Origin of the sequence: Bacillus sp. NPDC094106 (assembly GCF_044764345.1) — a bacterium.
Classification (GTDB): Bacteria; Bacillota; Bacilli; order Bacillales; family Bacillaceae_G; genus Bacillus_A.
On sequence record NZ_JBIWHY010000004.1, the window covers coordinates 210,931 to 229,357 of the forward strand.

The window sequence follows — 18,427 nt, forward strand, 5'->3', positions numbered from 1 at the left end:
CCTTTATAATGAAAAAGACTATGTACAAAAGGATCCCTTGTTTAGAAGGAGAGGATTACTCACATGAAGATTGTTAAAATTTCCCCTCGTGGTTATTGCTACGGTGTTGTTGACGCGATGGTTATCGCACGCAATGCCGCACTAGATAAGTCATTACCGAGACCCATTTATATTTTAGGTATGATTGTTCACAACAAGCATGTAACAGATGCTTTTGAAGAAGATGGAATTATTACATTAGATGGTCCAAGTCGATTAGAGATTTTAGACAAAATCGATTCCGGCACTGTTATTTTCACTGCACACGGTGTTTCTCCAGAAGTCAAACAACGTGCAAAAGAAAAAGGGTTAACAACAATTGATGCAACATGTCCAGATGTTACAAAAACACATGACCTCATTGAAGCAAAGAAAGCTGAAGGATACCATGTGATTTACATCGGTAAAAAAGGACATCCAGAACCAGAAGGCGCGGTTGGTATCGCACCTGATATCGTTCATCTTATTGAAAAAGCTGAGGATTTAGAAACATTCGAAATTCCAACAGAAAAGATTTTAGTTACAAATCAAACAACAATGAGTCAATGGGACGTTCAACACCTAATGGAAGACATCCAGAAAAAATTCCCAACAGCTGAATTTCATAAAGAAATTTGTTTAGCAACACAAGTTCGTCAAGAAGCAGTGGCTAAACAGGCTGATGTTGCTGATTTAACGATCGTTGTTGGCGATCCAAAAAGCAATAACTCAAACCGCTTAGCTCAAGTATCAGAAGAAATCGCTGGTACAAAGGCATACCGCGTTGCAGATGTAAGCGAAATTCAATTAGAGTGGCTACAAGGCGTTGAAAATGTCGCTATTACCGCCGGCGCTTCTACACCAACGCCAATTACAAAAGAAGTAATAGCCTTTTTAGAACAGTACGATCCGATGAATCCAGCTACTTGGGAGCGAAAACGAAACGTACCACTTCAAAAGATTTTGCCGCGTGTAAAGGCAAAAAAACAACAATAAAAAAATCCGTTGCTAGCTCACTAGCAACGGATTTTTTTATTACCTCACTTATACAAATGTAAATGGATCTGTATGTAACTCTGAAGCGTGAATTTGTACAGCAAATTTTTTCTCATCTGCTTTTTGTTGTAATTGCTTTTGCACACCTTGTTTCATCACTTTTTCGACATTATGGCCTGGGTCAACAATATTTAATCCAAGCATCATTGCATCATGAGCAACATGATAATACATATCGCCTGTTACATACACGTCTGCTCCTTTAAATTTCGCCTGATTGATATACTTATTCCCGTCACCACCAAGTACCGCTACTTTTCGCACTTTATCGTCCAGTTTCCCAACAACTCGCGCACCCTCTACATCTAATGATTGTTTCACGTGTTCAGCAAACTGTCCTAGTGTCATTTCTTCTTGCAAATATCCAATTTTACCAAGTCCTAATGTTTCTCCCTTATTATCAAGTAAATACACATCATAAGCGACTTCCTCATATGGATGTGCTGTTAACATTGCTTTTACAACCTTCCGCTCTAGTGAAGCTGGAATAATCGTTTCAATCCTTACCTCTTCCACACGCTCTAACTGTCCAGATTCACCTATATAAGGGTTTGTCCCCTCTTGAGGCATAAATGTACCTGTCCCTTCACTACTAAACGTACAATGGCTATAATTGCCGATATAACCCGCCCCAGCATCACCAAGAGCTTTACGCACAGCTTCCGCATGTGTTACAGGAACAAATACAACAATTTTTTTCATTTCTTCTGCATATGTTGGAACAAGCACTTCTGTATTTTGTAATTCCAGTGCCTCAGCAAGTAAATCATTCACTCCACCTTTTGCAACATCCACATTTGTATGAGCTGCATACACAGCAATATCACGTTTAATGCACTTTTCAATAATTCTCCCATACGCTTTATCTGTATGAATTGCTTTTAGAGGATTAAAAATAAGCGGATGATGTGCAATAATGACATTTGCTCCGATTTGAATCGCTTCTTCTACAACCGACTCTGTAACATCTAGTGCAATTAATACATGCTCCACCGATTTGTTGAGTGCTCCAATTTGTAAGCCTATCTTATCTCCTTCCATCGCTAGATGTTTCGGGTACATGCTTTCAAATAAAGAAATCAATTCATGCCCGTTCGGAATTTTACTCATGATAAAACCTCTCCTATCATTTTCATTTTCTCTTCTACTTCATTTCGTTTCGCTTTTGTATCTTCCGACTCTGTTGCACGCTCCAGCTGCTTCAAGATATTTTGAAAGTTTTTCAATTCGCCTTCCCATTTTTCAATAAAGGCATCACTTTTTTCTTTCATCAAAAATGGTCCAATAAATAACTCAGCTTGTTTATTTTCATGGTAAGGTGCTAATGGATTACCTTTTTCTCCAACTAAAATCTCATAAATTTTACCGTCTTCTTTTATAATCTTTTCATGAATAAGTTCCCAGTCATTTTCAATAAACCATTCACGAATATGATGCGCTGCAATATTTGGCTGTAAAATTAAGCGTGTTACACCATTTAACTTGTCTTTTCCATTCTCTAAAATATCACGAATTAACGCCCCGCCCATGCCAGCAATTGTAATCACATCGACTTCTCCTGGCGCAATAACGGCTAATCCATTCCCTTTACGAACATCCACTTTCTCTTGTAAACCACTCTCAGCTACCGTTACCTGCGCAGAGCGAAATGGCCCATCTACAACTTCTCCTGCAATCGCTTTTGTAGCAATGTTATTTATAATTGTATAGCACGGTAAGTACGCATGATCTGAGCCAATATCCGCTACTGTAGATCCCACCGGAATCTCTCGTACTACTTCTTCTAACCTTTTTGAAAGCTTCACTTCATTCATGTATTTCCATTACTCCTTCTCTTGTCAGTCTGTTTCCATGATAATGAATTTACAGTAGTTGTTGCAAGTAAACAACAACATTTCAATTTCTCTATCATTAATCGTATTTTAGAAAGAAAAGAAAAACAAGCCCTTTGCTATAAAAGCAAAGAGCTTGTTATATAGAATTTTATTTTTTCTTCGATAACCAATCGGCTACTTTAGAAGCTTGATCTGCTGGAATTAAGTTCGGTGGCATATTGCCTTTCCCTTTTGAAAGTACTTCTTTAATTTCATCTTTCGAAAGTTTCCCACCGATTTTTTGTAAATTAGGTCCTACTGCACCTTGCAACTGATCACCATGGCAGCTCGTACAGTTTTGTTTCACAATATCCTCTGGTTTCGATGCCGTTTGTGCTGGTTTTCCCGTATTTTTGGCATCAGCTAGCTCTTTAGATTTATGTAACCCCTGGAACGAAAATACAAACATAATGATAATGCCCAGTGCTGCAATAAGAGCGAATGGAATCAACGGATTACGTTTCATATTTCTTCTCCCCCCTCTATCCCCCTAAATAATTAGATGATTCAGTCATTTTCATTGTACTTGAAAACAACCCATCAGAAAAGATAAAACTGCCGGATGTTTCGAATATTCCGTAAATTTAGTCTATTTATCATCTCACTTTTATCACATATTATTTTGATAAAAATCAACGAATCTCATCATATTTTTTGTTTTTCTGCATATATTTTTGTATAGAATAAACAAAATTAATCGAAAAATCTAAAAATGACCATTTGCAAATCAAAAGACAATTCTGTAAAATAAATTACAAGAATTGTAATTGTTACTGACAACTAAATTTTAACAAAAATTAACAAAATAAAAAAGTTCACTTCACAAATGTGAAGTAAACTTTTAAGAATCCTATTCTAAGAAATCTTTTAGACGTTTGCTACGGCTTGGATGTCTTAATTTACGAAGCGCTTTTGCTTCAATTTGACGAATACGCTCTCTCGTTACGCCGAATACTTTCCCAACTTCTTCAAGCGTACGAGTTCGTCCATCATCTAAACCAAAACGAAGACGTAGAACATTTTCTTCACGATCTGTTAGCGTATCTAACACATCTTCTAATTGTTCTTTTAGCAATTCATACGCTGCATGGTCCGCAGGTGACGTTGCTTCTTGGTCTTCAATGAAATCACCTAAATGCGAGTCATCCTCTTCACCAATTGGTGTTTCAAGAGAAACTGGCTCCTGGGCAATTTTCAGGATTTCGCGTACTTTTTCTGGAGCAAGATCCATTTCTTCACCAATCTCTTCTGGAGATGGTTCGCGACCTAAATCTTGTAACAATTGACGCTGTACACGGATTAATTTATTAATTGTTTCAACCATATGAACTGGAATACGAATTGTTCTTGCTTGGTCCGCAATAGCACGTGTGATTGCTTGACGAATCCACCAAGTTGCATACGTACTGAATTTAAAACCTTTACGATAATCGAACTTTTCAACAGCTTTAATTAGGCCCATATTCCCTTCTTGAATTAAGTCTAAGAAAAGCATGCCGCGGCCTACGTATCGTTTCGCAATACTTACAACAAGACGTAAATTCGCTTCCGCAAGACGGCGTTTCGCTTCCTCATCGCCTTCTTCAATTCGTGTAGCAAGTCGAATTTCTTCTTCAGCAGATAGTAAGTCGACACGACCGATTTCTTTTAAATACATGCGAACAGGGTCATTGATTTTTACACCTGGTGGTACACTTAAATCATTTAAATCAAATTCTTCTTCAGTCTTTGTGATTTGATGATTATTTGGACCTTCATCATTGTCACCAACTAAGTCAATCCCTTGTTCACCTAAATATTCATAGTATTCATCCATTTGGTCGGATTCAATTTCAAATCCACTCATGCGTTCTGCAATCTCTTCATATGTAAGAACGCCACGTTTTTTTCCGAGCTCAGTGAGTTGTTCTTTCACTTGCTCAAGGGTCATTTCAGTTTCAATTTGTTTAGAACGAGCTGGTTTATCAGCCATTTGTTCCCCTCCTTACGCGAGATACAAACATTCATTATAATAAAATTTTATACAAAAAGCTATCTTCTTGCTTTCTGATTTTGTAAATATGCTGCATAAAACTTAGCAGCTTCTAGCGGATCAGCTTTTTCCATTTGTTTTACTGTAAAAATGGTCTCCATCTTTTTCAGCTTTTCCTTATGGCGTCTTAACGCCTCTAGATTGCCTTGCAGTACTTCATCTGTGTATTCTGGATTAATAAACTCATCCGTTGAAATATTGGTGATAATATTTTTCAACCTCTCATCAGAGAGCCAACTTAAGAAATTTCCGACTGAAGGTTCATTTCCCTTTTCATAATATGCGTATAGTTCATATAAAATCCCTTTATGTTCTTCCGTATAAAAATCTTCTATATGAGGTTCAATACGCACTGCAACTTCTGGGCTTTGCAACATATGGTAAATGAGCTCTCTCTCTGCCCTTTCAAAACCTGATAATTTCGGTTTGGACTGAACAATTTGAGATGGCTTAGAAATTTGCTTCGTTTGTTTTTGCTGTATCTTTTGTTCTTTGCGATATTGGTGCAATTGACCTAAAAGTGTTTCCATTGAGTATGCAAATTCTTGTGATAATGATTTTAAATATGACTCCGCTTGCATCGCATCTTGCAATAATGCTAACTCTTTTAAAACACTTTTCACATATTCTTCTTTACCAGACTCATCTTGCAAATTTTTCCCTAAACGCAAATAATTTATTTTGAATCCGATAAAACTTATACTCGTTTTTACAAGATTTTCAAAAGCCGTTGTTCCATATTGTTGCACATATTCATCAGGATCGAGCTTATCTGGCAATGAAGTAACCTTAACTTGGCAACCAACTTGCGCTAACAATTGCCCCGCTTTCATCGTCGCTTCTCGTCCAGCTTTATCACCATCATAGCAAAGAACAACAGTTTCAACATTACGACGCAGAAGCTTCGCTTGCTCTTCTGTTAAAGCCGTTCCCATTGTTGCGACAGCTTCTTCAATGCCGCTTTTTACAGCAGCTAAAACATCAGCATAGCCTTCAAAAAGGACGACCTGCCCACGTTTTCTGATAAACGGCCTTGCTTGATGGAAGTTATACAGCAACTTACTTTTATGAAAAATAGGTGTTTCCGGGCTATTTAAATATTTCGGGGTATCATCCCCTAATGCCCTTCCACTAAATGCTGTTACTTTTCCTTGTAATGTATGAATCGGAAACATAACTCTTCCGCGGAAGCGGTCATAATGACTACCATCCTTTTCACTTCTTACAAGTAGACCTGCTTGCTCCATGGTCGATAGCAAAAACCCTCTTTTTTGTAATATTTTCGCCGCTGCATCCCAAGCTGGTGACGCGTAACCAATTTCAAACTTCTCAATCATTTCTTTTGTAATACCTCGATTTAATAAATAAGAAAGAGCTTCATTTCCCTCTTCTGTATTTACTAACAAATGATGGTAATACTTTTTCAGAAGTTCATGAGCCTGCAACATAATGACATTGTCATCAGATATATTTTCTTGCTGTTCTTGCCCTGATGTATAATCTGCAACTGCAATGTTATTTCTTTCCCCAAGCTTTTGTACAGCCTCTGTGAAAGAAAGTCCTTCCATCTTCATGAGAAATGAAAAAACATTTCCACCTTCTCCACATCCAAAGCAATGAAAAATTTGCTTGTCTGATGAAACAGAAAATGAGGGAGAATTCTCACCATGAAATGGACAAAGCCCAAAATAATTGCGCCCTTGCTTTCTGAGCTGAACATACTCACCAATTACTTCTACAATATCAGATGATGTCCGAATCTGTTCAACAACTTCTTCGGGAATTCTATTCCCCATAACTCCATCTCCGTGTCGTATTTTGTATTCGATACAAATTAAAAGATTCCTTTATAATTCGACAATATTTTTTCTAAATTTGTTAGAAAGCACTGTCGATCATGCTTTGAAAATGATTTTGGACCTTTCGTATAGGTCCCTTGTCTGCGTAACTTTGCAGATACATATCGACTATATAAAATTGTATCCATTTGCTCATCTGTCACAAACGTACCTCTTGGAGATAATACATATACTCCTTTTTTGACAAGAAGACCAGCAAGTCCCATATCCTGTGTGATCACGAGATCTGTAGCTTTCGCATGTTTATAAATATAAAAATCAACCTCATCTTGCTCAGAATCTACATAAACCCAATTTCCTTGCTGTTTTCTCGAACGATGGGCGTAGGATGCGACAAATAAAATTTCGACATGAAATTTTGTTCCAACTTGCACAATTTCATCCTTCACAGGACATGCATCTGCATCAACTAGAATCTTACTGATGTTTTGCATATTTCTGTATTCTACATCCCTTCTGTGAATCCTTCCATAATGTGCGTTTTCTTGTATAGATTTTTGTCGATTTTACGTAAATGTATATCTTTTTCCGTAAATCCTATCCCTAGTTTATTCTGAAAAATTAAAGTCTAAACGTAAAACATAGGTTTTTATCACAATTTTTTATTATAATATATTTTCTTTAACTTCGCTACATATCCTCTAAAATTTTCTTATGTTATCCATAGATAATCAAAATTACCCCTTCATGTGACTACAAAACCAGCGAAACGCATCATTCTAAGTACGGGATTAAAAAAGCATTTACTTTACCACGAGCGAAAAAAGCACATTCACCTTTGGTAAATGTGCTAAAACATTTTTTGGTTTTGCACTGCATTCACAATAATATTTGCTGTTTCTTCAATTGCCTTATTGGATACATCAATGACCTGGCAGTTTATTTTGCTCACTACTTTCTCAAAGTGATCAATCTCTTCTTGAATACGATTGATGTTCGCATATGTTGCTCCATCACTTAGCCCAAGTGATTTCAACCGTTCTTTTCGAATGTGATTTAACTTATCCGGTGTAATTTTCAAACCGAAACATTTTTCTTTTGCAACTTGATATAGTTCTTCAGGCGGATCCACTTCTGGTACAAGTGGTACGTTCGCAACTTTTAATCGTTTATTATGCGCTAAATATTGTGAAAGTGGTGTTTTCGATGTACGTGAAATCCCGATTAAAACAATATCAGCTTTCAAAATTCCACGCGCATCTCTACCGTCATCATATTTAACAGCAAACTCAATCGCTTCAATCTTTTTGAAGTATTCTTCATCTAGCCTTCGAACAACACCTGGCTCGTATCTTGGTACTTGTCCTGTAATCCCTTCAATTTGATCGATAAGAGGACCTATAATGTCATAAGCCTCTACACCCTCTTTTGCCGCTTCTGTTAACAAATATTGACGCATTTCAGGTTTTACTAATGTAAAACAAATAAGCGCTCGATTACTCTTTGCAATTGAAATAACTTCTTTTAATGTCCCTGTATCTTCTACATACGGTACACGTCTAATATCAGGAGCGAATGGAAATTGACCCATTGCAGCTCGAACAACTAAATCAGCCGTCTCTCCAACAGAGTCAGATACGACATATACGATTTTATTATCCATTACATTACCTCACTTTAAACAAATTACACTCATTCATTGTTTACTAAATTCACAAACGCATGCGTAATATTCGTTTTTGTAATTCGCCCGATTACTTCTAGTCCTTGTTTTGTTTCTTTTACAACCGGTACAGCATCAATCTGTCTTTCTATTAATTCCATTGCAATATCATATAGAGAATCTTCTCTACGACACATCGCAATGTTTGGCATTCTTGTCATGATAATATTAACCGGAAGAGACGTTAAGTCCTGCTTACCTAAACTCGCACGTAATAAATCCTTACGAGAAACAACCCCAACTAAAAACGTAGTTTGATCTACAACAAATAAAGTACCAACATCCTCTAAAAACATGGTACAAATCGCATCGTATACAGAAACATTTTTATCAATTACGACTGGTCTAGATTGATAATCTTGCACTTTAATTTTCTTAACAGCCTCTGATAATAACTGCCCACCAGTTTTCCCTGTATAAAAATAACCGACGCGCGGACGAGCTTCCAAATAACCCGCCATCGTTAAAATCGCTAAGTCTGGTCTTAGTGTCGCACGTGTTAAATTTAATTGTGCAGCGATTGACTCCCCTGTAATAGGACCGTGATCTTTTACAATCTGAATGATATGTTCTTGCCGTTTATTCAGTTCTATGATAATCACCACCTTCAATACAAAACGAAAAAAGTTATACTATCTCTTAAATATTATATACTAAATATGCTGTTCAAAAAAGAAAGTATGTAAAAAGGACCTGTATATGGTCCTCGTTATATTTGAAACTTATCAAGTTGTTCAAGAAAACGTCTTGATTTCAAATAGATTCCACAATATTCATCATAATATGTATTTAATACTGTACGTATTTGTCGTTTTGTTCCATCCTTCACAGATACATTACCGAGCCGGTTTAAATCAAAATGATAAAAAAGACGTAATAATTTATGAACAGCCTCTCCCACCGGAATGCGATACGGGTCTTGTTCAGCATGACGTGAGCACAGAAAACCGCCTTCTCGAACAGAGAAGGCGACAAAGTCTGTTTCTTGGTGACAAATAGCACATGTATCAAAATATGGGTGCATCCCTAGTACCGGAAGCATTTTTGTTTGATAAATAAGTGATAACACTTCAGGATCGACACCCTCACACATATAATGTAATGTTTGATATAACATTTCAAATAAATACGGATTATGTTTCTTATCTTCAGTTGCTTTATCAGTCAATTCAACGATAAATGATGCATAAGCAGTTAAAAATATATCTTCACGAATTTCTTTCATAGATGAAATCATTTCACCTTGTTGCAAAGTTCCGAGTCCAGATCCCATTTGAATTAGAAAGTGACCATGCGTCATCAGTTGCGAAATAGATGCTAACCTACTTTTTGGTTTTTTCGCCCCTCTTGCCATTGCACTTACCTTTCCAAGCTCACGAGAGAATATTGTAACAATTTTATTCGTTTCTCCGTAATCTGTCGTCCGGATGACAATGCCCTCAACTTTTTGAAACATGTTCGTCACCATCCAAGGTTTGAACAAAACGGGTCAAGAAATTGGAGAATCTAGATGTGCTAGCTCCTCTTCATGTTGATCCATCTCATCGTTTACGTCTTTTTCCATTTCTTTTAAAAGCAAATACGTCTCAATGCTTCCTGTTTTGGAGAAAAACTTCCAGGTAAAATCCAGCATAAGAATCCACCTTTCTCAATAAGCGTAGCATATAAACCAATTTCTTTTGTTGTTATTAAAATGACCCATTTTGTCCATTTTCATGTGAGAAAAATTTTTCCTAATTTCTATTAATATTCATCTTCACGGAAGCCTAAATCACGAAGCTGGGACATTTTATTACGCCAATCTTTTTGTACCTTTACCCATACTTCTAAAAATACTTTAGAACCAAGCAGCGCTTCAATGTCAAAACGAGCTCGCTTCCCAACCTCTTTCAACATCTTCCCTTGCTTCCCAATAACAATCCCTTTTTGTGATGGACGTTCGACAATAATTGTCGCGTTCACATAGACTGCTCCGCCCTCACGCTTTTGAATCGCATCGATTACAACCGCTACCGAATGTGGTACTTCTTCACGCGTTAGATGCAGTACCTTTTCACGAATAAGCTCAGCAATAATAAATCGCTCTGGATGATCCGTCACTTGGTTATCCGGGTAGTATTGTGGCCCTTCCGGTAAATATTTCTTAATCGCTCCGATTAAAGCTTCCACATTATTACCGTCCAAGGCAGAAATCGGTACAATCTCTGCGAACTCATGTAGTTTACGGTATTGATCAATCAATTCTAGCAATTGTTCTGGATGAACTTGATCAATTTTATTAATTACTAAAAATACCGGTTGCTTCGTTTCTTGTAATTTTTCAATGATGAATTCCTCACCACGACCAAATCCTTCAGCTGCATTGACCATAAATAGAACAATATCAACTTCTTTCAATGTCGTTTGCGCCATCTTCACCATAAAGTCGCCTAGTTTATGCTTTGGCTTATGTATCCCTGGTGTATCAATGAAAATTACTTGTGAATCATTTTCTGTATATACACCTTGAATCTTATTACGAGTTGTTTGCGGTTTGTCACTCATAATGGCAATTTTTTGACCGATAATACGATTTAAAAATGTAGATTTTCCAACATTCGGTCTTCCAATAATAGAGACAAAACCTGATTTATAACCTTTTCTATTCATGTAAATCCTCCGCTAAAAATGCTCCTGGTAACAATTCTCCAACTGTTGTTTCCTCAATGTCACCATGTAAATTTGATAAGTATACTTTCGTATCCTGTTTACATAATTCTATCATAACTTGACGGCACGCTCCACAAGGAGGTACTGGACGTTTCGTATCCGCTACAACTGCAATGGCTACGAACTGTTTATCTCCCTCAGAAATCGCTTTAAATAAAGCTGTTCTTTCTGCACAATTACATAGTCCATATGATGCATTTTCTACATTACATCCACGGTACACTTTTCCATCTTCTGTTAATAAAGCTGCACCAACTTGAAACTTAGAATATGGTACATACGCCTGTTTACGCGCTTCGATTGCTTCTTGAATTAACTCTTCACTGTTCATGCTCTCGCATCCTTTCTGTTCACAATTGTGAATAGATAAAGTAATTCTTTTATTAAAAGGCCCTCTCGGCGCCTCCAAAGCGTAATAAAAGCTTCGGAATGCAACTATACCATATAAGGTAAAAAGATAATAGCACCAATTATAACAGCTATAATAGCAAATAATAAAACCGCGCCAGCCGCAACATCCTTTGCAATTTTCGCAAACGGCTTAAAGTCTGTCGTTACTAAATCTACTGTTTTTTCAATTGCCGTATTCATCATTTCTAAACTCATCACAATCCCAATTGTAATGAGTAATACAAACCATTCTGTTGTCGTAACATGGAAATAAAAACCGCAGCATATAACAATGACTGCGGCCAAAAGATGAATTTTCATATTTCGTTCATGACGAAGACAAAAGTATACACCAGCTATAGCATATCCAAAACTCTTTATAAGTTTTCCTTTTTTCATCGCCCTAATCCAAATGACTCTAAAATTTCCTTTTGTTTTCCAAACATCTCTTTTTCATCTTCATCTGTCATGTGATCATAACCAAGCAAATGTAAGAATCCATGCAATGCTAAAAATCCTAGCTCACGATCAAAAGAGTGTCCGTATTCTTCCGCTTGTTCCTTCGTTCTTGGAATGGAAATAATAAGATCTCCTAGCATACGCGGCATCTCCGCACCTACGATTTCCATCTCCCCTTCTCCCATATCTTCAAGCGCAAAAGAAATAACATCTGTCGGCTGATCCTTGTCACGATAATCACGATTGATTTCTTGGATACGTTCATTATCAACGAAAGTAACAGACAGCTCTGTTCCTTCTTCCACACGCTCCATTTGTGCAGCCTTCTCTAATAACTCACGAATCATATTCACATATTCTTCTTTTACTTCTTCTGTTTCATCAAAAAAATCAATTAATAAGCTCATTCTTTCCCCTTTTCTTCCGGCGGTTCCGGATATTTAATACGAGAATGGAAAATACCATTTAATGTTTCACATAATGTTTTCCCAACAATTTGTAGTTCTTTAAATGTCAACTCGCATTCACTGAACTGGCCATCTTGTAAACGATCTTTAATAATACTTTGCACTAAATTATTAATTTGCTCTGGCGTTGGATGGTTCATTGATCGCACTGCTGCTTCTACACTATCCGCAATTCCAACAATCGCCGATTCTTTAGATGTCGCTTTTGATCCTGGATAGCGGAACATTTCTTCTGTATATTTCTCTTTATCTTCTTTTATTGCTTTATAGTAAAAATATTTCAGTAATGTTGTTCCATGATGTTGCCCAGCAATATCAATAATTTCTTGCGGAATATGATGCTCTTCTAACATCTTCACACCATTCGTTACGTGAGCAATAATAATATCTCTACTCGTTTCAGGATCTAATTTATCATGCGGATTCTCAATCCCCATTTGATTTTCAATAAAGAAGTGCGGCTGTACAGTTTTTCCAATATCATGATAATACGCACCAACGCGCGCCAATACACCATTCGCTCCAACAGCCTCACAAGCAGCTTCAGAAAGATTAGCAACCATGACACTATGATGGTATGTACCTGGCGCTTCCAATAAAATTTTACGAAGCAGCGGATGATTCGGACTTGAAAGCTCCACAAGTTTCATACTTGACACAATACCAAGACCACTTTCTAAATATGGTAAAATCCCCATAGCTAAAATAGATGAGATAATCCCCGAAGCTGCCGCCATTAATAATTGCGAGCCAATTTCAAGCACTGAGAAATTCCCATTACGCAAGAGTAATAGAGCCGCTAATACAACTACGTTTAAAACGGAAACAAGGATACCCGCTTGCAAAATCAAGGTACGTCTATTTTTCTCTTTCAAAAAGATACTAACCGATAACGAGCTTAGTAAAACATAAATGCCCACACTATAGTTCAATGTACTCGTTACACCTTCATTAAATAGGATACTCCCGCATACCGAAAAAATCATACTTGTTAGAAAAACAAATCGATCACCAATCATTAATTTCACTAATATTGTCCCCATTGCAACCGGAACAACATACGCGATACCTGCATATTCCAGCTTTTGAAACAAGCTAATGATTTTCATCAAAACAACTGTAATAGCTAAAATGGTTGTATACGCTAAAATATAAGGTTTTTCTTCTCTTTTTAATTTTAAAAACGATTCAAATTGTTTATGCATAAAGAACAACAGTACACCAATCACAATTGCTAACCCTACAAATGGTTGAAATGTATTCCCTTGCTCCAAGAGTCCAACTAATTTCAACTGATTGTATATTTCTGGTGTAATCGTGTCGCCTTCCTTCACAAGAATTTGTCCTTGAAGAATATAAACTGGCGCAACTTCATCTTCCGCTAATTTTCTTCTATCTTTTGTAACAACTGGATCATAGAAATAATTTGCTGTAATTGCATATTTCCCAAGTGCATTAAGCGCTTCTTTTAAATCGCTACTTATATTGACAGTACTTATTTCACTAACAAATCGTTCTCTTGCAGCATTTTCTTCGTCCATTTTAATAGGCGAAGACATTATACTATTAATTGCCGTTATCGCTGCATCCCTTGCCATATTTAGTTGTGTCTGTTCTGCATTAACAAAATTTAACAAAACTTCATCCGACAAGCTTTTTGTTAAATCTGTAGGCAACTTCTTCTTCAATTTTTCTAATCGATCCGTAGCAGAAATCTTTTTCTGTTCATCAGGACTAGCAGCCTTTATCTCAGCATTCACTTCGTTTATCACATCAAAAACAGAATTTACTATATCGACTTTATTTTGCTTATACTCGCTTCGATATGTATATTGATCCTGAACTTTTATAGCAGCGTCCTTCTTCTTTTTATCTGTTATTACTTTATCTTCAATTTTAATAGGAGAATGAATGGTTTGTTTAGAAATAGAGAACTCTTCAACATCTAGTTGCTCTGGTTTCACATTGTTCATAAGCGCAAAAAATAGCACTGCTCCTAATAAAATATAAGAAATCCAGCTTAGTTTTTTCGAATGCTGTATATTACGAAACCACTTAGAAAATTCTTGAGACCTTGACATGATTTCAATACCTTCTCCTCTCCAGGCATAAAGTGAAACTACTTTCATTTGGTATTTCCCCCTATCCAAAAGAAAGCTAATTCACACAAATTGTGCTTTTTCGGGCGCTATCTCCCACTTCATTTCTTCCGTTTCCAAATTCACAGCCTATTCATGGGTAGTTTATTTGTCTACTTTTTAATGATATAAAAAAATGAATTGTTCGCCAACCCACTCACCTATCTCTATCATATAAAAAGAAATGATCCTGACAAATAGGATCATTCCATTTTATCATATGCCTCAATAATTCGTTGTACGAGTGGATGTCTTACAACGTCCGATTGTTCCAATTTAACAAACGAAAGCCCTGATACACCCGATAAAACATTCACAGCAATCGAAAGCCCTGATTTAACACCTTTCGGCAAATCAACCTGAGAAGGATCGCCTGTAACAACCATTTTCGAACTAAAACCTAAACGTGTTAGAAACATTTTTATTTGAGCACCTGTTGTATTTTGAGCTTCATCTAAAATGACAAAAGAATCGTCAAGCGTACGTCCTCTCATATAAGCAAGAGGTGCAATTTCAATCGTCCCTCTCTCCATCATACGCTGCGTATATTCTTGTCCAAGAATATCATGAAGCGCATCATAAAGGGGACGTAGATAAGGATCTACTTTTTCTTTTAAATCACCTGGTAAAAATCCTAAACTTTCTCCTGCTTCTACAGCTGGCCTTGTTAAAATAATTTTTTTTACATATCCTTGCTTTAATGCTCTTACAGCCATTACTACAGCTAAATACGTTTTCCCTGTACCAGCAGGCCCTATTCCAAACACAATATCATTCTTTTTCAGCGCATGAATATACTGCCTTTGTCCCATTGTTTTTACACGAATCGATTTACCTTTTGCTGTTTTAAAAATTTCTTCTTCATACAACTCTTCAAAATGAGCAATTTTCCCTTGGCGACCAAGCTGAATTGCATATGCAACATCTCGCTCAGTAATTGATACACCTTTACGAATAACAGCAAGTAATTGCTGTAAGATTTTTTCAACGAGCGCCACCGCTTCATCTGTTCCAGATACACGAACAGATTCACCTCTAGTTACAATAGATACAGCAAGCTCTCGTTCAATTACTTTTAAATTTGCATCATTCACTCCAAATAGAGCTATTGCTTCATTGTCGTTTTCTACTTGTTGATTCATTTCTACTAATTGTTCTGCCATTACTCAGTCTCCTTGAATATCGGATTCAGATATTGGTTGTGGCTCTGCAATATTTTCAATCACTGTATAATGTAATGCTACTCTTAGATGATCTGCCTCAACCTCTTTATGCAAAATCTTATCACTTACAATCATAGCATGTTCATCCAATTTTTTCTTTAGTTCTTTTTCTGCCATTTCTTTCGCAACCTTAAGCGCTTGCTTTTCTGTGTATTCACGGTTCGCCTCTTCCTCTTCACGCACAATTTCTTTTTCATAAGAAACAGGTAGTGTAAAACCAAATAATTTCACATCATGTTTTACACTTTCAGTACGCGAGCGCTTATACTTATCATGCTGAAAACCCCATATTTTTATTTTACCACTTCCAAAACGAAGAAAATGCTCATTATATGAATTTCCTGTATATACTTGGAATGTTGTTTTCAAAGGAACTGTCACTTCAGACTCGTACCACGTTTCCCCATATACAATTCCTTTAGCGGAAACAACTGTTGGGTTCTCCTCATTTCCAAACATTCCAGATACAAGCAGTTGCCCCTTTTGTACATAATCATTTTTCATTACAACTGGCTTTCCAACTTCCACAAATGTTTTTGTAATAACCGCTTCTTTTTTCGCTACTAAATTTTGCGGTTTCTGTTCTTTTTCCTTCTTCGGTTCATTTTTTTCAACAATTTTAAAATGGTATGTCGTCCCCTGTATATCTAGACCAGCCCATGTAATTGCATTAATTTTGTCTGTCAAATGCCGCTGAATCTCTTCAACATTAGGCATTTGAAATTGTAATCTCCCTTTCTTTATACCCATTTTATCCAATTCTTTCATAAGTATATATTCTGTTTCCGGTTTCGCCCCTGTAATCTCAATTTTCCATACCATATTTGACAGCGCGATCATTCCGAAAAAAAAGATAAGGAAGCCAATTAAAAAGCCACTATTTTTAAGCATGCGCTTATTCCAAAAAGGAGCACCGTAACGTCCTATAAAATATAACTTACATTCATTTTTACGATAAATCGGTCTTAACTTCTTCACATCCCGCAGTAACATACAAAAGACCAATGTTTCATCAGCAATCTTCTTTACATCCCAAACAAATAAATTTCTGCGTACACACTCATTAATAAAACGTTCGATCCCTCTACCTTCGATTCGTACTTTTACATATCCAAGCCACTTTGTAAACCATTGATTCTTCATCGCTCGCCTCCACTACCTTTCTCAAAAGTAGATATTTGCATCTACTTTCTTTCGCTTTGACCATCAAAATAGCTCGTACGAAATAAAATAAGAAGAAAAACTTCACTTAAGGAAGTTTCACTTCATTTTTCTTTCTTCTCATTTTCTAAAAATGTCACTTGCTCAATAACCCCTTCAAGTAACAGCTCCTCCGGAAGAATGGTTTTAATGACAAACGATTGCCCTTTAATTAATAATTGACCATGTTTTAGTAACAATCGTACTTCTTTATCAGAAAACACTAATAACCCTCGATGATTTTCTATATAAATATGCACTTGCCCAACAAGAGTAATCCGAGGCAGATCCATTAGCACATCCACTGGTAGGTCTATTTGCTTTGTTAGCCAATTTTTCATTTGTTCTAACTTCTTCATCTCCAAGACCCCCCTCTCATCCCATATGTATGAAAAAAGGGCTTGTAATATCACGTCCAAACAGAAAAAAAGCATAAAAAAACGTCTCATTTCTCATGAGACGTTTTTTTATGCTAATAGCTGTGCAACCAGCTTATTCACTTGTGATCCGTCTGCTTTACCTTTTACTTTCGGCATAATAGCACTCATCACTTTACCCATATCTGCTTTAGAAGCAGCACCAACATCAGCAATTACTTGCTTAATTACGTTCGCAAGCTCTTCCTCTGTTAATTGCTCTGGCAAATACGTGTTTAAAATCTGAATTTCATTTTGCAGTTTATCAACAAGGTCATCACGACCCGCTTTTTTAAATTCAAGGAGGGAGTCCTTATGCTGTTTTACTTCACGAGCTAAAACTGTTAATTCCTCTTCTTCAGTAAGAGTATGTTGCAGTTTAATACCTTCATTTTGCAAAGCAGCCTTAACCATACGAATAACGGTTAATTTTTCTTTTTGTTTATTCTTCATCGCTTGTTTCATATCATCGTTTAAACGACCGAGAAGACTCATAACTTACACCCTCTCTTAGAATTTACGCTTTCTTGCCGCTTCAGATTTCTTCTTACGTTTTACACTTGGTTTTTCATAAAACTCGCGCTTTCTTGCTTCAGCAAGTGTACCAGTTTTAGAAACCGATCTTTTAAAACGGCGAAGTGCATCCTCCAAAGACTCGTTTTTACGAACGACTGTTTTTGACATTCTCTTTCCCTCCCTCCGAAACATCACACTTACATACTAACTTCAGCATGCAAAAAGAAACACTTCTTCAGCATGTCTTTTACGATTATAATACATTTTGTCACTTCAGGTCAACTATTTGACAGAATAAAAGGAGAGTAGGTGCCCTTCCTTTTTAAAAGTCTATGTAAACTACGTATTATAACTGATATTTATTTTACCTTTTATTCGAACCAATTTATGTAATACAACTAATTATT

General features: G+C 36.6%; 21 protein-coding genes. 1 reads left to right on the plus strand and 20 read right to left on the minus strand.

Annotated elements, in window-relative coordinates; all coding sequences use genetic code 11:
* Positions 1-63: 63 nt before the first annotated feature.
* A complete protein-coding gene (locus ACIQ7L_RS07895; RefSeq protein WP_400567995.1) occupies positions 64-1,014 on the plus strand; it encodes a 4-hydroxy-3-methylbut-2-enyl diphosphate reductase in 951 nt (316 codons plus the stop codon).
* 48 nt (positions 1,015-1,062) lie between these two features.
* On the opposite strand, the gene ACIQ7L_RS07900 is transcribed toward ACIQ7L_RS07895, so the two are convergent.
* From ACIQ7L_RS07900 to rpsU, 20 genes are all read right to left on the minus strand, one after another.
* Positions 1,063-2,184: a Nif3-like dinuclear metal center hexameric protein gene (locus ACIQ7L_RS07900; RefSeq protein ID WP_400567996.1), complete on the minus strand. Its 1,122-nt coding sequence runs from the start codon at positions 2,182-2,184 to the stop codon at positions 1,063-1,065.
* Positions 2,181-2,888: a tRNA (adenine(22)-N(1))-methyltransferase gene (locus ACIQ7L_RS07905; protein WP_400567997.1), complete on the minus strand. Its 708-nt coding sequence runs from the start codon at positions 2,886-2,888 to the stop codon at positions 2,181-2,183. The genes ACIQ7L_RS07900 and ACIQ7L_RS07905 overlap by 4 nt, the downstream gene beginning before the upstream one ends.
* Positions 2,889-3,057: 169 nt before the next feature.
* Positions 3,058-3,414: a cytochrome c550 gene (gene cccA / locus ACIQ7L_RS07910; protein ID WP_097896933.1), complete on the minus strand. Its 357-nt coding sequence runs from the start codon at positions 3,412-3,414 to the stop codon at positions 3,058-3,060.
* Positions 3,415-3,798: 384 nt separating this feature from the next.
* The gene (rpoD, locus tag ACIQ7L_RS07915) at positions 3,799-4,920 is read right to left on the minus strand and encodes an RNA polymerase sigma factor RpoD (RefSeq protein ID WP_097896934.1); all 1,122 of its coding nucleotides are present in this window, start codon (positions 4,918-4,920) and stop codon (positions 3,799-3,801) included.
* Positions 4,921-4,979: 59 nt separating this feature from the next.
* Positions 4,980-6,776: a DNA primase gene (gene dnaG, locus ACIQ7L_RS07920; RefSeq protein ID WP_400567999.1), complete on the minus strand. Its 1,797-nt coding sequence runs from the start codon at positions 6,774-6,776 to the stop codon at positions 4,980-4,982.
* Positions 6,777-6,814: 38 nt separating this feature from the next.
* Positions 6,815-7,273, minus strand: coding sequence for a YaiI/YqxD family protein (locus ACIQ7L_RS07925; protein WP_400568001.1), 459 nt, complete (start codon positions 7,271-7,273; stop codon positions 6,815-6,817).
* 356 nt (positions 7,274-7,629) lie between these two features.
* Positions 7,630-8,442: a pyruvate, water dikinase regulatory protein gene (locus ACIQ7L_RS07930; protein WP_400568002.1), complete on the minus strand. Its 813-nt coding sequence runs from the start codon at positions 8,440-8,442 to the stop codon at positions 7,630-7,632.
* Positions 8,443-8,471: 29 nt separating this feature from the next.
* Positions 8,472-9,104 (minus strand): transcriptional regulator CcpN, encoded by a 633-nt coding sequence (gene ccpN, locus ACIQ7L_RS07935; RefSeq protein WP_097896938.1) that lies wholly within the window; start codon positions 9,102-9,104, stop codon positions 8,472-8,474.
* A 107-nt stretch (positions 9,105-9,211) separates the two neighbouring features.
* The gene (gene recO / locus ACIQ7L_RS07940; protein WP_400568004.1) at positions 9,212-9,958 is read right to left on the minus strand and encodes a DNA repair protein RecO; all 747 of its coding nucleotides are present in this window, start codon (positions 9,956-9,958) and stop codon (positions 9,212-9,214) included.
* A gap of 33 nt (positions 9,959-9,991) precedes the next feature.
* Positions 9,992-10,135: a YqzL family protein gene (locus tag ACIQ7L_RS07945; protein WP_000883924.1), complete on the minus strand. Its 144-nt coding sequence runs from the start codon at positions 10,133-10,135 to the stop codon at positions 9,992-9,994.
* Positions 10,136-10,245: 110 nt separating this feature from the next.
* Positions 10,246-11,151, minus strand: coding sequence for a GTPase Era (gene era / locus ACIQ7L_RS07950; RefSeq protein ID WP_097896940.1), 906 nt, complete (start codon positions 11,149-11,151; stop codon positions 10,246-10,248).
* Positions 11,144-11,575, minus strand: coding sequence for a cytidine deaminase (locus ACIQ7L_RS07955; RefSeq protein WP_400568182.1), 432 nt, complete (start codon positions 11,573-11,575; stop codon positions 11,144-11,146). Before ACIQ7L_RS07955 ends, era begins: the two co-directional genes overlap by 8 nt.
* Positions 11,576-11,646: 71 nt before the next feature.
* A complete protein-coding gene (locus ACIQ7L_RS07960) occupies positions 11,647-12,000 on the minus strand; it encodes a diacylglycerol kinase family protein (protein WP_335359209.1) in 354 nt (117 codons plus the stop codon).
* Positions 11,997-12,467: an rRNA maturation RNase YbeY gene (gene ybeY / locus ACIQ7L_RS07965; RefSeq protein WP_097896943.1), complete on the minus strand. Its 471-nt coding sequence runs from the start codon at positions 12,465-12,467 to the stop codon at positions 11,997-11,999. The genes ACIQ7L_RS07960 and ybeY overlap by 4 nt, the downstream gene beginning before the upstream one ends.
* Positions 12,464-14,608 carry an HD family phosphohydrolase gene (locus ACIQ7L_RS07970; RefSeq protein ID WP_400568184.1) on the minus strand — a complete coding sequence of 715 codons (2,145 nt, stop codon included), beginning with the start codon at positions 14,606-14,608 and terminating at the stop codon, positions 12,464-12,466. The genes ybeY and ACIQ7L_RS07970 overlap by 4 nt, the downstream gene beginning before the upstream one ends.
* A 260-nt stretch (positions 14,609-14,868) precedes the next feature.
* The gene (locus ACIQ7L_RS07975) at positions 14,869-15,828 is read right to left on the minus strand and encodes a PhoH family protein (RefSeq protein ID WP_400568011.1); all 960 of its coding nucleotides are present in this window, start codon (positions 15,826-15,828) and stop codon (positions 14,869-14,871) included.
* A 3-nt stretch (positions 15,829-15,831) separates the two neighbouring features.
* The gene (yqfD, locus tag ACIQ7L_RS07980; RefSeq protein WP_400568012.1) at positions 15,832-17,031 is read right to left on the minus strand and encodes a sporulation protein YqfD; all 1,200 of its coding nucleotides are present in this window, start codon (positions 17,029-17,031) and stop codon (positions 15,832-15,834) included.
* A gap of 122 nt (positions 17,032-17,153) precedes the next feature.
* A complete protein-coding gene (gene yqfC / locus ACIQ7L_RS07985) occupies positions 17,154-17,447 on the minus strand; it encodes a sporulation protein YqfC (RefSeq protein WP_097896947.1) in 294 nt (97 codons plus the stop codon).
* A 108-nt stretch (positions 17,448-17,555) separates the two neighbouring features.
* Positions 17,556-17,999: a GatB/YqeY domain-containing protein gene (locus tag ACIQ7L_RS07990; protein ID WP_400568014.1), complete on the minus strand. Its 444-nt coding sequence runs from the start codon at positions 17,997-17,999 to the stop codon at positions 17,556-17,558.
* 15 nt (positions 18,000-18,014) lie between these two features.
* On the minus strand, positions 18,015-18,188 hold the full coding sequence (rpsU, locus tag ACIQ7L_RS07995) for a 30S ribosomal protein S21 (protein WP_000048061.1): 174 nt from the start codon (positions 18,186-18,188) through the stop codon (positions 18,015-18,017).
* Between the last annotated feature and the right edge of the window lie 239 nt (positions 18,189-18,427).

Coding starts and splice junctions, on each gene's coding strand:
- ACIQ7L_RS07895 (WP_400567995.1), top strand. CDS start 64: ATGAAGATTGTTAAAATTTCCCCTCGTGGTTATTGCTACGGTGTTGTT.
- ACIQ7L_RS07900 (WP_400567996.1), bottom strand. CDS start 2,184: ATGAGTAAAATTCCGAACGGGCATGAATTGATTTCTTTATTTGAAAGC.
- ACIQ7L_RS07905 (WP_400567997.1), bottom strand. CDS start 2,888: ATGAATGAAGTGAAGCTTTCAAAAAGGTTAGAAGAAGTAGTACGAGAG.
- cccA (WP_097896933.1), bottom strand. CDS start 3,414: ATGAAACGTAATCCGTTGATTCCATTCGCTCTTATTGCAGCACTGGGC.
- rpoD (WP_097896934.1), bottom strand. CDS start 4,920: ATGGCTGATAAACCAGCTCGTTCTAAACAAATTGAAACTGAAATGACC.
- dnaG (WP_400567999.1), bottom strand. CDS start 6,776: ATGGGGAATAGAATTCCCGAAGAAGTTGTTGAACAGATTCGGACATCA.
- ACIQ7L_RS07925 (WP_400568001.1), bottom strand. CDS start 7,273: ATGCAAAACATCAGTAAGATTCTAGTTGATGCAGATGCATGTCCTGTG.
- ACIQ7L_RS07930 (WP_400568002.1), bottom strand. CDS start 8,442: ATGGATAATAAAATCGTATATGTCGTATCTGACTCTGTTGGAGAGACG.
- recO (WP_400568004.1), bottom strand. CDS start 9,958: ATGTTTCAAAAAGTTGAGGGCATTGTCATCCGGACGACAGATTACGGA.
- ACIQ7L_RS07945 (WP_000883924.1), bottom strand. CDS start 10,135: ATGCTGGATTTTACCTGGAAGTTTTTCTCCAAAACAGGAAGCATTGAG.
- era (WP_097896940.1), bottom strand. CDS start 11,151: ATGAATAGAAAAGGTTATAAATCAGGTTTTGTCTCTATTATTGGAAGA.
- ACIQ7L_RS07960 (WP_335359209.1), bottom strand. CDS start 12,000: ATGAAAAAAGGAAAACTTATAAAGAGTTTTGGATATGCTATAGCTGGT.
- ybeY (WP_097896943.1), bottom strand. CDS start 12,467: ATGAGCTTATTAATTGATTTTTTTGATGAAACAGAAGAAGTAAAAGAA.
- ACIQ7L_RS07970 (WP_400568184.1), bottom strand. CDS start 14,608: ATGTCAAGGTCTCAAGAATTTTCTAAGTGGTTTCGTAATATACAGCAT.
- ACIQ7L_RS07975 (WP_400568011.1), bottom strand. CDS start 15,828: ATGGCAGAACAATTAGTAGAAATGAATCAACAAGTAGAAAACGACAAT.
- yqfD (WP_400568012.1), bottom strand. CDS start 17,031: ATGAAGAATCAATGGTTTACAAAGTGGCTTGGATATGTAAAAGTACGA.
- yqfC (WP_097896947.1), bottom strand. CDS start 17,447: ATGAAGAAGTTAGAACAAATGAAAAATTGGCTAACAAAGCAAATAGAC.
- ACIQ7L_RS07990 (WP_400568014.1), bottom strand. CDS start 17,999: ATGAGTCTTCTCGGTCGTTTAAACGATGATATGAAACAAGCGATGAAG.
- rpsU (WP_000048061.1), bottom strand. CDS start 18,188: ATGTCAAAAACAGTCGTTCGTAAAAACGAGTCTTTGGAGGATGCACTT.